A 13,727-nucleotide genomic window follows, 5' to 3' on the forward strand; every position below is an offset into this window, starting at 1 on the left:
TGCATACCCTATATTGAGACTCACTCTCATTTATGCCAGAATCCGGGGCATTATGCCACCCTTTCCAGAATGGGAGCTCTATCATGAAAGAACAACGCAAAGTCTGGCTCGGCCTAGGCGCCGCCCTGCTTGCCTCCAGCGGCGTCACCAGTCAGGCGGCCGACAGCACGCCCTTTGACCATCACGCCAGCCAGCAGACCCTGCAGGTGGCCGCACTCGCCGGTGAGGGCGGTGAAGGCGAAGGGGGTGAGGGAGAAGGCGGTGAAGGTGGCGGCGCTGCCGACCTGACCAAAGACGACGCCGCCTACCTCGGCCAGTTGGGCCTGGTGCGCGGTCACCTGTGGGTGGGCGTGCAACTGTACAAGGCCGGCCACAAAGACATGGCGCTCACCCACATGAAACACCCCGGTGATGAGTTGTACGCAGGATTGAAGCCCGCCTTCGCTGCTCGCGATGAAGAGGGCTTTGCTGAGGCGCTGAGTGCTCTGGCCGACGCCGTTGAACAGGGCCAGTCCGTTGAGATGGTCGAGCAGCGTCACCGGGAGCTGGAAGCGGGCATTGCCGATGCCGAGAATCTGCAAAATGCCAGCCTGAAAGTCGCGCTGGCCAGTATCGAGCGCATGGTTCGCACTGCGGCTGAGGAGTACGCCATCGGCGTTCGCAACGGCGAGATCGTCAACGCCCACGAATACCAGGACGCCTACGGTTTTGTCGAAGCGGCCAAGGCTCGCCTCGCATTGCTGAATGATGTACAGCGTCAGGAGAGCCCGGACGCTGTGGCCGAGGTGGAGACGCAGCTGAACGCGGTCGCGTCACTCTGGCCCGCGTTGGTACCCGAGGGTACAGTCGAGGGTGATGCCAGCAAATTGTACGGCGCCGCAGCGCGGATTCAGTTGGCGGGTTGGGAGCTCGAGTAGGTTTCTGGTTTTGTGAAAGACGGCGGGTGCGCTTCGCTCCGAAACGTCGGACCGACCCGCCCTACGGATAGCTCTGAGGTTGGGTTGATGGTGGACAAGCCCGAGGTGCGTCATCCACCCAACCGCTGTCCGCCATACAAAATCAACCCCGCCCCACCGATACACACCAACGCCCCAAGGTAATCAAACAGCTGCGGGGAGCGGTGCTCCAACAACGCCATCCAACCCAGCGACGCCGCAATATAAACACCGCCATAGGCGGCAAAGGCCCGCCCGGCCAATTCGGCATCGGCCCGCGTCAGGAAAAACGCAAACAGGCACAACGAAATCACACCCGGCACCAACCACCAGGCGGAGCGATCCAGCCTGAGCCACATCCAGAAGGTGTAACAACCGGCGATTTCCGCCAGAGCGGCGAGGATAAACCAGATAAAGGTCATTGCCCGCTCCCGTCCTTGAGCACACCGCTTCTAATGCCATCGGAGCCCACTGGGTCACTCTCCCAATTCGGCGGGGGTAACGGACCGACGTTGCCAGAAGTAATGAAACGCCCCCACAATATGCAGCAATAACAACGCCGGGAGCACGTAAAGCCCGGTAATGACATGCAGCACTTCCACCGGCTCATGGATAAAGGCCAGGCTCTCCAGCGGGATCAGCACCGTGAACCAGCCAAACACATTGACACCTTCATTTTCGGTGAACAGGTACAACGGGCCGGTAAAAACCTGCAATACCAGTAACCCCAATACGAGGCGATGCACCCACCATGCCAGCTGGCGCTGCCACGGGGTTTGCCCCTGAGTGGGCGGAAACCCCTGGTGCACGCGGTAGGCCGCCCGCCAGAGCACAAACCAGAACACAAAGAAGCCGAGGCTGACGTGTACCGACATGATGAAATCTTCGGCACTGTCCGGCGCCGCTGACGCCAGCAACCCCAGAATCAACATTGCCATTACCAGCAACACGGTAATCCAGTGGTTGATCACCGAAATCGCGGAGTAGCTTTCCCGCCCACTCGTCTGTATCAAACTGCTCATATCACCTCCTGATCAGAAAAAATCGGTTCCGTTAGGTATAGCATAGTCAGACAAAGGAAATATGATCGTTGAGGATAAAAGCACCTACCAAAACCAGAATTACACCGCCCAACACCTCCGTTCTTCGCCCGAAAGCTGAGCCTATACTCCGACCCACCATTACTCCGGTCGTCACCATGAACAGCGTTGCCAAACCGATACAACCCGCCGCGAACAGAATATTCACCTCAACAAACGCTAGCCCGACCCCGACAGCCAGGGCATCAATGCTTGTTCCAACCGCCGTTAGCGCCAGACGGATGAATGAGTGCCGTTGAATAACCGCCTCTGGTGTCTCCTGATGTTTGCAACCTTCGATCACCATATGCAAGCCGAGCCCAGTCAAGACCGCGAAGGCGATCCAGTGATCCCAGTTTTCCACCAGGGTGGATGCGCTACGCCCCAGAAGCCAGCCTATAATCGGAGTGATGGACTCAATCAGACCAAAAATAACGCCGGTGCGAAGCGCTTCAGAAAAACGCGGGCGGTGTAAACTCGCCCCTTTCCCAACCGCGGCCGCAAAGGCGTCGGTCGACATGGCAAAGGATAGCGAAAGAAGCGCAAGAGGTGACATTACTAAATATCCAGTTCGTAAGCCATTCACAGGTTAAGATCAGGGGGATGGGCAATGTACCATATCGCCCCCGACCGATCATCACTCAGGCCCACGGAAATCCAGCAACCTCAAACACACCAGCTTATTCAGAAGTGGGCAGTTCGGACAATTTCTCCTTTATCTCGGCTCGTCTGCCTTCATCCGCCAAGGGTCTATCCGGGCGGCTTTCGGCCTGAAATGCCTTCTGAAAATAACGACGAGCCTCACCATGGCGGCCCTGGTCCATGAGGAAACCCCCATAAAAATAGTTGGGATCAATGCCATCGGGATTGATGGCAAGCGCCTCTTTAAGGTAGGCGTCTGCTTTCTCGTCGTCACCAAAGCCGAGGGGCCATCCGGGCACCTGGTAGTAAAGGCTGCCCAGTGATGTGTAGGCCGACCCTTGTAACGCGGATGCATCGATCGACAACGCAAGCTCAAAATCGCTACGGGCCACTTTCACCAACTTCAGGGCACCCAGACCTCCCTTCGCCCCAGCATAAGTGCTCAACACAATCCCGTGCCAGATCAACGGCTCCGCACGCCCGGGGTATTGCTCTACCAGCGCATCAGCCTGCTCCGCCAAGGCTTCAAAGGCCTTCTCTCGCTCGGCCTCCGGCATTTTATACTGAATCTCAGCCCAGTGATGTTGAAGGTCGGTCAGTCCGTCTATGGGTTTTTCCGCCAGTGCCCCTACAGAGGCGACACACAGCGACAGGGTCAACAGGATACGTTTCATGTCAGTACTCCGATTTGAGATACGATTGAATAATGGACAGTTTTCGGCGTAGCACGGTATCCACCACCGCCGGGACAAGGTTGTTAACAGCCACAAACAGCCGTTCAGGCCACCCCAGATACCGTCGCCCACGCTTTCGCTCAATCGTCCGTACAATCGCGAGAGCAACGGCCTCCGGACTGTCAGAACGGTTCCCCAACGCCCGGTTCATGGCTACAACAGCCGGGGAATTCATACCCGTTCTGGTCGCTCTAGGGGCGATATAACGTACCGCAATCCCACTGTCTGCCCACTCCCGGCGCAACGCTTCGGTCAGGCCCCGCAGGGCAAACTTGGTCGCGCAATAGGCCGAGTAGCCAGGGAAGCCAATACTTCCAAACGTGGAACCAATAAATACCAATTCACCATGGCCGCGCTGACGAAAGTAGCTCGAAAAGCAGCGGGCCACGGCGTAAGCACTACGAAGGTTCACTCGCCACAACCGCTCCAGCTCCTGGAGCGGAGTCTGCTCCACGGCCGCGAAAAGGCCCTGACCGGCGCAGTGAATTACGCCATCGATGTCCGGGTAGCGCTGACAGATGTCCGCCATTTGGGCCTCGACATCCTCCGACGCAAGGTCAATCCGCACGTAAGTAGAGCCTTCTGCACGGCAGGGCGTGGGCGACCGGCTTGCGAGCAGAAGGCGAGCTCCTTTGCGGGCCATTTGCTCTCCCAGCGCCTCTCCGATTCCTCCGGAGGCTCCCAGTATGAGCCAACGCTGATTACGCCAGACCACGACGCACCTCCCTGATCCGATCAGCCGGTGACGCCAATGGAACATCTCTGAGCATATCCCCATAGAGCCGATAAACGACATTGGCCGCATCAACGATCGCCCGTTGGTCTTCCCGCTCTGTGATGCCGTTCATCAGGCTTTGAAAAAATTGAAAGTGCTCCTGATCCAGGCTTCCATGAGAGTAGAGGTAGCTGAACGCAGTATCCGGCAAGTTCAAAGTACGCTGCACTTTTTCTCCCATCGGCGTTGCCACGGCCACACTCGTTCCCTCAAGCACCTGTACCATGCCAAATAGCCCCACCGGATTCCCTCGGTTGATCAGGTCGTACAAAAAAGCCACCATCAACCGGATCGGCAAATCAGGCTGACCGTTACGAACGGTATCCGGGTCGACAGCACAAGCTTTCAGATCATTGAGAATCCACTCGTGGTGGCCATACTCCTCCTCGATGTACTCCACCAGTGCTTTACGCACCGGCTCCAATCGATCCGGCAAGCGGGCACCGCAGGCCATCATCAAAGGCGCGGTATGTTTTACGTGATGGTAAGCCTGACTCAGAAAATAGGTGTAGCTGTTTATATCGAAACGACCATCCTCAATGGCACTGAAGATCGGCGCCTCGTAAAGCGTTTTTCGGCCAAATTCGGAAGCATTTTGCAGTTCATCAAAAAAAGTCATAGTGATTACTCCTGGGCGAACATTCTCGGTTGAGGCTGTTCAATGGATTGAGTGGAAAGACATTCGGCACTCGCCAGCCAGGACTCCAGGCTTTCCAGCACCAGTGCTCTCCTGATCCGGCCGTTGGATGTGACTGCGGTGGAATCTATGTTCTGGAACGGGCAAGGCAACAGATACACGTGACTCAAGCGCGCATAGTCAGGCAGATTTGCATTGAGTGCCTCAATCGCCTGACGACAATCCTCCACACCGTTGTCAGTTGGTCCCGGGTACAGCAGCGCCAATGGGTGGGGCTCCCCGTCACCGAACACCAGGGCCTGCGCCATACCGGTACTTTGGGTCAGTTCCGCCTCCAGCCATTCCGGGCTGATATTGCGCCCAAAACCGGTGATCAGCAGGTCCTTCTTCCGTCCGGACACCCATAGAAACCCGTCCTGATCCAGAAAACCCAGGTCACCACTGGCTACCGCATGCGATTCATCCACGGGCGTTTCTCCCAGGTAACCGAGAAAACTGCTGCCAGAAATCTGCAGTTCACCACCGGGGCCAACATGGACATCTACATGGTCCAGAACGCGGCCCGCCGAACCGATACGATTCTCTGCGGGTGCGTTCAGCGCTACCACGGAACCACACTCCGACAACCCATAGCCCTGGAACATCGGCAATTCCAGCTTCTCCGCTCGGCGCAGTAGCGAGGGCGATACGCGCCCACCACCAACGGCCAGGAAGCGATAACCCCGGTGCTGGAGTGCGCCCGATTCCGCGCCCTCAACCAGCACCCGTGCCAACTCCGGCACCAGAATCAACGACGTTGGTTGCCGATGATTCTGCTCTGAAAGCCAGCGCTGTGAGTCCATGCCACTACTACCGGATAACCCCAGGCTGGCAAGTCCCGGAACGGACACCTCAGCGCCTCGATAAAGACTCAAATACACGCCCGCGACGTTTTCCAGAAGCGTCGCCAAAGGTAAAACCGAAAGATGCTGCGGCAGCTCCAGCTGGCTCAATCGGGTGTCCAAAGCCCGCAGGGTGCGTCCCAGTTGTGCAGCGGACAAACAGATCCCTTTAGGCGTGCCGGTGCTGCCGGAAGTGAACGTGATTTTCACCGTGCCCGGGGGTAACACTGACAGTTCCCGCTCAACGGGAAGACGGTGCATCCAAAGGCCACCGCCAACCGTCTCGGCCACCTCCTCAGCCCGCACATCGGCCGTGGACAGCAGAATCCCGTCCAATCCTGCCGTTTCGACAAGATGCTGACGCTGCGACGGCGAGAAGAACGTCGGAACGGGCACTGAGACAACCCCGGCACGAACGCAGGCCAAATCGGCTACGACCCAGGCAACCGAGTTGTCACCTACCAGGCCAAGTCGCTGAACGCCCGAATCCATAATTGCCTGCGCAACCCCTTGCACACGATTCCATAACTGTCGGTAAGTCACCGTCTGCTCCTCGTCGCGAAGCGCCACTCGGCTCGGGTGCAACAGAGACCACCGGGCCAAGCGCTCAAGTAATTCATTCATAGTGACTACCTCAGACCGTGGTTTTTTCCAGCCAACCGGTGTGCCGCATTGCCTCGACACCACTGGGAACGTGCGCCAGCACCACTTCGGGGCGGTTCTGGTAATACGCCCCCCAGTCNTGCGCCGCCCCCTGCAGCCGCTCGGGCAANGCTGGGCCGAGTACCCTCGGTTTAACACCCATTTTTGCGAAACTCAGCCGGATCGATTGAGTTCCGGTAAAACAGATCCATTCGACACCTTGGGTAACCAACCATCGAGCAATCGCGGGAAAGAACAATCGACTGACGCCCTCAACGGCGCCGGCCAAGTGAGCGATCTCCACGACCCCTTCCCGATGGCCAAGGGCGCCTGGAGGTAGATAATCCTCAATGGGATGGTCCAGATAATCCTCAAGGAACAAAGNCTGATCTGCCGCGTGCCGTGTGCCCACCGCGGCCATAACCAGCCCGGACCGGGCGACAAGAATCAGAGGAGAGGGGACAACAAGCGACGGGCAACGCCCATACGCCGCACGAAAGCGCTGTTCGATGAAGAAGGCAATAGCGTCTGTGGCCCGTGATTCGGGATCTACCGAGCACAGTTTCCAGNCCCCCACGGGCATCAGCTCTGTGACGGACGGATCGAACAGGTCCACTTTTAACGGCAACAAGCAGGAAGATGACATCAAATGAAACTCCAGTGAGGCACTCTGTCCTGCTCATGCTAAGGGTGCTATCTTAATTAACGCTTAAACAATGCCCCCTGAATTCTTAAGCCAGAATTAAGAAAACTCTGCCACACTGGGGGCATCCACCATTTCCAGGCGCAACGCTGCTGCGGGAGGACCATGAGAATATTGCTGATTGAAGACGACTCGATGCTCGCCCAAACCATGGTCCGCATGCTAGANCAGGCACAGCACCAGGTTGACTGGATCAATGACGGCAGGAAGGGGCTGAATGCCCTGAAAGATCAAACCTTTGATATCGCCATTGCCGATTTGACGCTTCCTCGGCTGGATGGTCTTGAGATTGTTCGGCAAGCCAGAAAGGCACAATGCCGAACCCCCATTATTATTCTCACCGCTCGCGAAGAGCTGGATGACCGGGTGCAAGGGCTCGANTTCGGNGCGGACGANTATTTGACCAANCCATTTAAAATGGCAGAACTTGAAGCNCGNATGAGAGCCGTTATCNGGCGCACCGACGGCTATACCGACAACAACGTCCTGACANCNGGCNCCATTCGCCTGAATTTGGANCATGCGGAGCTTCAGGTNGGGGANAAGCGCTTCCAGCTACCCAAGGCCGANTTTCAGATCCTGCAGGTACTGATGCGCAACACGGACAGAGTGGCCACAAGGCGACGGCTGGAGGAAGTACTCTATGGGTGGGACAGAGGCGCAGAGAGCAATACGCTTGAGGTACATATTCACCACCTTCGCCAGCGCCTGGGTAAATCCGTGATACGCACGGTACGCGGCGTTGGGTACACCCTGGATAGCGAAGCCGCAAAGGACGCTGGATGATGTCACTGACTCGTACGCTCATCCTTCTGAATACAGCAATGACCTTGATTATTGTTACCCTNGCCTCGACCTGGAGCTATTGGCAAAGCAGCCACGAGCTGGAGGAACTGTTTGATGCGGAGTTGGCTCAGAATACCCGAATTGTTGAGGGCCTCGTTCGTCACTTGGCAGAGAATCGCAGCCGGCAGGAGTTACAACATACGCTGAGTGAGACTCTGGACCCCCTGGCGCTAACCGCGGACACCTCAGAGCCGGAAGAGCGTTGGTTCGAAAGTCGTGAGGACGAGATCCTATCCGGCGGCCTCGGACACCGATACGAAAAGAAAATTTCTTTTCAGGTCTGGACTGAAACCGGCCAACCGATNCTACCGAACAAGTTCGGNGANGTGGATACCCTTGCTCCCGACAAGACAGGNTTTGGGTGGCTCAGCCANTCCGANTACCGGTGGCGCACATTTACANTACACGATGAGAAAAACGGATTCTGGATTCGCTCCGTACAGCGCGAAGATATTCGGNAGGANCTGAGCGGCCACCTTGCNCTGGGCAATGTNCTTCCTATTGCTTTTGCGCTGCCTCTTTTTATCGTNGCGACACTGTGGGCGGTCCGTACCAGCTTCCGCCCGCTCCGCCATCTGCAATCCATCGCCGCCCGCCTGGGACCGGGCACCGACAGGTTTTTACCATCGAATACCGTCCCTCAGGAAGTGGAGGGGTTGGTCACAGCGCTGAACCAACTGTTGACCCGCCTTAACCGGACGATCGAGCGCGAACGTCGCTTTTCCTCCGATGCAGCTCACGAACTGAGAACACCGCTGGCGGCATTGCGNCTGCAACTGGAGAGCATCAGCCAAGACTCCCCGACCGTGGTCAATGAGCTGTTGCAGTCACTAGACCGNATGGCCCACCTGGTGGATCAGATGCTGGTCCTGAGCAAAGCCGACTCTGATTTCAACGAACACCCGGAACGCCTATCCCTGTCAGAGTGGGTTGCCCAGAGCGTGGCGGATGTCTACCCGCTGGCCCAGGAAAAGCAGATTGAGCTGCAGTTGCTCGAAACAGATGGCGAAGCCTGGATTATGGGCAACCCCACGCTGATCAACACCATGATTCGCTCATTACTGGCCAATGCCATACAGTACGGNCCTGAGAGCAGTGAAGTAACACTCACATTNAGCCNGACTCGCGGTGGGTACCAGCTTANAATCTGCGACCANGGCCCGGGCATACCGGAAGAGGANNGAAACAAGGCGCTCANCCGNTTCGTCCGCCTCGACCAGCGCCANGGCTCCGGAGCCGGCCTCGGCCTGGCAATCGCCCAGNGAATCACCGAGCGCCACGGCGGCATATTGACACTGGAGGAGCGCTCCGACCGTCGAACGGGGTTATGTGCAGCAGTCTGGCTCCCATCGTCTCCAACATAGGGGNATCACTTCCTGGCTTNAGTCAATTGCTAACAGAGCACCGTTACCCAATGATTGAGACCNAGAGGGAGGTGTAGTCAACGATCCCTACATGGCTCTGTATCGAACTCCAGCTCAACCGTTGTATGTGCCAACTCATACTCGGAAAGGGCGTGAGAAATGGCATGNTTCAACTGTTTCTGGTCTTCAACGCTGTTCAGCNCCCCGGTTCTCAGATGCACGGACAACACATGACGCTCCCCATCTAACGACCAAAGATGCAAATGGTGCAGGTCCTCGACGCCCGGCANCGAACGCAGGGTTTGTTCTACGGACTGCTTCANCTCNGGACTTGGGGACGCCTGCAGGAACAGTCTGACTGTCTGCCAGAAATTGCGACCCACATTGAANAGAATGAACAACGTAAAGCCGATAGAAAGCAATGGGTCAAGAATCGGCCAATCGACGANCATCAGAATGATCGCTACCACCAGAACGGCGACCCAGCCCAATACGTCTTCCATCAGGTGCCAGTTCAGGACGCGTTCATTCAGCGTCTTGCCCTTGCTGAGCTTGTAGGCGGCAAAACCATTGACGAGTACACCAAAGACCGCCATGCCCAGCATGCCCCCTGCCATCGGCATGGGCGGATCATCGAGTCGGGGAATCGCTTCACTGAGCACCCACACCGAGCCGACAATGAGTACCAACGCGTTTATGAAAGAGCCCAATAAGGAGAAACGACGATACCCGTAGGTGAAACTGGCCGTAGCCTGCTTACTGCTCAACCGGGCCAGCAACCAGGCAAATCCGATAGACAAGGAGTCGCCCAGATCGTGCACTGCATCGGCCATGATGGCAGTACTGTTAGTCAGTACACCACCGACAAACTCAATAATGGTAAAGCCAACGTTCAAGAAAAACGCCCAGCCGATGCGCACACCTTCGCCTCCATGACTGTGACCATGATCGTGCATCTTTACCCTCCCCGCCTCCAAAAATAAGAAATTGCCGGTCGCCCAGGCGACCGGCTCAGGCCTGGATCAAACCACCGAGTCGCCTTCTACTCCATCCTGTATGCGGACGGCACGACGCACGTCGGTCACAAAAATGCGACCATCGCCTCTAAGCCCGGTATGAGCCTCGGTTTTGAGCAGTTCCACCACGTCATCCACCAAGTGATCCTGGCACACAATTTCCAGTTTCACGTGTTCGGAAAATTCCGACGCACCCGCAATCGGGTGCGTTGCACTGCTGTGCGCCTTACTGCGTCCGAACCCTCGAACGTCCGACACGCTCATCCCGGTGATGCCGTCCAGGCGGTGTAGGGCCAACGTCACTGACTCCAGCCTACGTGTCTTTATATAAGCTTTAATCTCTTGCATGGTGTCACCTCAAGATGTTGCCTGGTCGTCGCCATTCACACGATCGGCGAACCAGGGATACAGCGCTGGCAGAATAACCAGCGTGAGAATGGTGGCGGTCACCAAGCCACCGATCACTACCGCCGCCAACGGTCGCTGTACTTCGCTGCCCGTGCCTGTAGCAAACAGCAGGGGCGCCAGGCCCAGTCCGGTGGTGACCGCCGTCATTATGACCGGGCGCAAGCGCGCCATCGCGCCCTGAACGCAGGCTTTCGCCATTGGCACACCATCGCGCACCAACTCATTCAGGTAGCTGACCAATACCAAGCCGTTCTCAAGCGCGATACCGAACAGGGCAATGAAGCCCACGGACGCCGGCACCGATAGGCTCAGCCCCGCCAGCCACAGCGATACAATACCGCCAACCAAGGCCAGAGGAATATTGAGCATGATCAACAGCGCATTGCGCAGAGAACCGAAGTTGGCGTACAGCATGAAAAATACCAGCGTCAGGGTGATCGGCACCACCACCATCAAGCGCTTGTTGGCCTGCTGCTGAAGTTCGAACTGGCCGCCCCACTTCAGGAAATAGCCCGGCGGAAGCTCCACCTGCTCGGCAATCATTCGATCCGCCTCGGCCACATAGGAGCCAATATCCCGGTCCCGGACGTTGGCCTGAATGGTGATAAAGCGCTGGTTGTTTTCCCGGGTAACCTGTCGTGGACCAACCACCTCTTCCACTCTGGCGAGCTCGCTGAGAGGAATCTGCTGGCCCTGTTCGTTGCGAACTTTCAGATCCCGAATCACTTCCGTTCGGTCTCTTGAGGACTCTTTCAGGCGCACATAGATATCAAACCGACGGATACCCTCGAACACCTGACCGGCGCTGTCCCCGCCAATGGCGATACTGATGGTTTCCTGTACATCCAATACATTCAGGTTATAGCGGGCAATGGCTTCCCGGTCCAGTTCGATGCGAACCTGGGGTGTGCCTCCCACCTGGTCCTTCTGCACGTCTTCCCCACCAGAGACCTGACGCATCACCTCGGCAATTTCCGTGGCTTTCTGATCCAGAACACTCAGATCATCCCCAAAGAGCTTGGCGGCCAGCTCGGCTTTTGTCCCGGTAAGTAACTCATCCACCGCTGCGGCAATGGGCTGGGTAAAATTGAACTTGGTGCCGGGGAAGTCTTCAAACTCGGCGCTCATTGCGGAGTATAGGCCATCGAGTGTTTCCGCCGTCTGCCACTGCTCCTTGGGTTTGAGTCCGACAAAGATCTCCGCGCTGTTTACCGGGTCGGCATGCGCACCGACTTCACCGCGGCCGATCCGGGTCACGACCTGAGTCACTTCCGGGAAACGCTCCAGCAACTGACGTTCAAACAGCGTCATGGACTGTTTGGCCTTATCCAGCGAGATGGAGGGCGCCATAGTGGCCCGAATCAGCAGATCCCCCTCGTTGAATCGAGGCACAAACTCGGAGCCAAGACGAGGCCCAACAGCTACACCGACGGCAAGTACCAGTCCCGCGATGGTCACCCCAATCCAGCGGCGTCGGATAACGCCCTGCAATAGCGGTCGGTAACCACGGGCGACAAAGCCAATCAAACCACTGGGCTCGTCTGAAGCCTGTTCTGACTTCGGGCGGCGCATGATCAAAGAGGCCACCACCGGAGCCACCACCAGAGCAAAAATCAGCGAGCCCACCATGGCCAGAGAGACCGTGTACGCCAGCGGCCGGAAGGTGGCCCCTTCCACCCCCTGCAAGCTGAACAGGGGCAGGAACACCACAATAATGATGCTGATGGCAAAGAGTATGGGCCGNGCTACCGCCTGNCTGGCCCGCGCCACNATGTGCANNCGCGACTCNTCCGCGGANGANTCGCGCAACAGTCGGTCGATGTTCTCGACCACCACNACGGCGCCGTCCACCATCATGCCGATGGCNATGGCCAGACCNCCCAGNGACATNAGGTTTGCGGAGATACCAAACCANTTCATGGCAATCAACGCCAGGCANACCGAGAACGGAATGGACAGNGCCACTACCAGGCTNGGTCGCCAGCCCCCCATAAAGGCGAGCAANACNATCGCGACCAAAACAATACCCTGAAGCAGTGCATTGGTCACGGTGGAAACAGCGGCTTCGACCAGTTGCGCCTGATCGTAGTAGGGGCTGACTTCGATCCCTTCCGGCAAGTTGGCATTGATCGTCGCCAACTCTTCTTTCACCGCACCGATCACATTGGAGGTGTTGGCGCCAATCAGCTTTAACACCATCCCCACCACGGCTTCGCCTTCACCATCCTTGGTGGTCAACCCGCGACGGATTTCACCACCAATGGCCAGTTCGCCCAGTTGATGCAGATAGACGGGTATACCATCAACGCTTTTGACTACAATATTGCGAAGGTCATCCAGGTTTTTTGCCAGCCCCACGGAGCGAACAATATATTGCTCGTCGTTCTGAATAATAAACTGAGCCCCCGCATTGGCATTATTCGCCTCGATCCGGCGCTTGACCTGCGGTAAAGAAATGTCGTACCGCAGTAATGCCTCGGGATCAATTCGCACCTGAAACTGCTTGACGTTACCGCCAATGGACAGCACTTCAGTCACGCCCTTGACCGTCTGCAGGTTGAACTTGACAATCCAGTCCTGAATTTCCCGCATTTCGGTGCGGCTGTACTCACCACTGGTATCTTCCAGCACATAGAACAGAATCTGTCCCAGACCGGTGGTAATCGGCCCCATGACCGGTTCACCAAACCCGTTCGGAATGGCCTCTCTGGCCTGCTGCAGCCGCTCACTGACCAGTTGTCGGGCGAAGTAGATGTCCGTGCCGTCCTCGAAATAGATGTTCACCACCGACAGGCCAAAGTTCGACACTGACCGAACGTGGTCCAGCTTCGGCAAGCCGTTCATGGCGCTTTCCAGGGGGTAGGTCACATACTTTTCCACCTCTTCGGGTGCGAGCCCCTCCGTCTCTACAAACACCTGTACCAACGAGGGTGAAATGTCCGGGTAGGCATCCACCGGCAGGCTCCGATAAGCGGCATAACCGCCAATCACTGCGGCCAGTGCAATCACCACCACCAGCAGCCGGTTTTGCAACGCCGCTCGAATAATCGCTTGCATAAAAACCT

14 protein-coding genes are annotated in these 13,727 nt (G+C 57.1%); 3 read left to right on the forward strand and 11 right to left on the reverse strand.

Going from position 1 to position 13,727, the window contains the following annotated elements; genetic code table 11:
• The first annotated feature begins 83 nt into the window (after positions 1 to 83).
• Positions 84 to 917, forward strand: coding sequence for a 4-helix bundle domain-containing protein (locus CMG77_RS04270; RefSeq protein ID WP_286807639.1), 834 nt, complete (start codon positions 84 to 86; stop codon positions 915 to 917).
• Between the two features lie 110 nt (positions 918 to 1,027).
• Here the strand turns inward: CMG77_RS04270 and CMG77_RS04275 are convergent, their stop codons facing one another.
• The 8 genes from CMG77_RS04275 to CMG77_RS04310 form a co-directional block, all read right to left on the reverse strand.
• Positions 1,028 to 1,357: a YnfA family protein gene (locus CMG77_RS04275; protein WP_123638507.1), complete on the reverse strand. Its 330-nt coding sequence runs from the start codon at positions 1,355 to 1,357 to the stop codon at positions 1,028 to 1,030.
• 54 nt (positions 1,358 to 1,411) lie between these two features.
• On the reverse strand, positions 1,412 to 1,957 hold the full coding sequence (locus CMG77_RS04280; RefSeq protein WP_286807640.1) for a cytochrome b: 546 nt from the start codon (positions 1,955 to 1,957) through the stop codon (positions 1,412 to 1,414).
• A gap of 46 nt (positions 1,958 to 2,003) precedes the next feature.
• Complete coding sequence (locus CMG77_RS04285) at positions 2,004 to 2,570, reverse strand: manganese efflux pump MntP (protein ID WP_286807641.1); 567 nt, start codon at positions 2,568 to 2,570, stop codon at positions 2,004 to 2,006.
• 124 nt (positions 2,571 to 2,694) lie between these two features.
• Positions 2,695 to 3,330, reverse strand: a complete 636-nt coding sequence (locus CMG77_RS04290) for a tetratricopeptide repeat protein (protein WP_286807642.1) — start codon at positions 3,328 to 3,330, stop codon at positions 2,695 to 2,697.
• A gap of 1 nt (position 3,331) precedes the next feature.
• A complete protein-coding gene (locus CMG77_RS04295; protein ID WP_349678213.1) occupies positions 3,332 to 4,195 on the reverse strand; it encodes an SDR family oxidoreductase in 864 nt (287 codons plus the stop codon).
• On the reverse strand, positions 4,092 to 4,784 hold the full coding sequence (locus CMG77_RS04300; RefSeq protein ID WP_286807645.1) for an iron-containing redox enzyme family protein: 693 nt from the start codon (positions 4,782 to 4,784) through the stop codon (positions 4,092 to 4,094). Before CMG77_RS04300 ends, CMG77_RS04295 begins: the two co-directional genes overlap by 104 nt.
• Positions 4,785 to 4,789: 5 nt before the next feature.
• Positions 4,790 to 6,307: an AMP-binding protein gene (locus CMG77_RS04305; RefSeq protein WP_286807646.1), complete on the reverse strand. Its 1,518-nt coding sequence runs from the start codon at positions 6,305 to 6,307 to the stop codon at positions 4,790 to 4,792.
• Positions 6,308 to 6,317: 10 nt separating this feature from the next.
• Positions 6,318 to 6,971 (reverse strand): thermostable hemolysin, encoded by a 654-nt coding sequence (locus tag CMG77_RS04310; RefSeq protein ID WP_286903675.1) that lies wholly within the window; start codon positions 6,969 to 6,971, stop codon positions 6,318 to 6,320.
• A 162-nt stretch (positions 6,972 to 7,133) separates the two neighbouring features.
• On the opposite strand from CMG77_RS04310, the gene CMG77_RS04315 reads away from it, so the two are divergent.
• Positions 7,134 to 7,814 (forward strand): response regulator transcription factor, encoded by a 681-nt coding sequence (locus tag CMG77_RS04315; RefSeq protein WP_286903676.1) that lies wholly within the window; start codon positions 7,134 to 7,136, stop codon positions 7,812 to 7,814.
• A 38-nt stretch (positions 7,815 to 7,852) separates the two neighbouring features.
• A complete protein-coding gene (locus CMG77_RS04320; RefSeq protein WP_502691756.1) occupies positions 7,853 to 9,238 on the forward strand; it encodes an ATP-binding protein in 1,386 nt (461 codons plus the stop codon).
• Between the two features lie 77 nt (positions 9,239 to 9,315).
• Here the strand turns inward: CMG77_RS04320 and CMG77_RS04325 are convergent, their stop codons facing one another.
• From CMG77_RS04325 to CMG77_RS04335, 3 genes are all read right to left on the reverse strand, one after another.
• A complete protein-coding gene (locus tag CMG77_RS04325; RefSeq protein ID WP_286903678.1) occupies positions 9,316 to 10,194 on the reverse strand; it encodes a cation diffusion facilitator family transporter in 879 nt (292 codons plus the stop codon).
• A gap of 66 nt (positions 10,195 to 10,260) precedes the next feature.
• Complete coding sequence (locus tag CMG77_RS04330; RefSeq protein WP_024461489.1) at positions 10,261 to 10,602, reverse strand: P-II family nitrogen regulator; 342 nt, start codon at positions 10,600 to 10,602, stop codon at positions 10,261 to 10,263.
• 9 nt (positions 10,603 to 10,611) lie between these two features.
• Entirely contained in the window at positions 10,612 to 13,719 is a 3,108-nt protein-coding gene (locus tag CMG77_RS04335; protein WP_286903679.1) for an efflux RND transporter permease subunit, read from the reverse strand.
• Positions 13,720 to 13,727 lie beyond the last annotated feature (8 nt).

The organism is Marinimicrobium sp. (assembly GCF_002695945.1).
GTDB classification, from domain to species: domain Bacteria; phylum Pseudomonadota; class Gammaproteobacteria; order Pseudomonadales; family Cellvibrionaceae; genus Marinimicrobium; species Marinimicrobium koreense.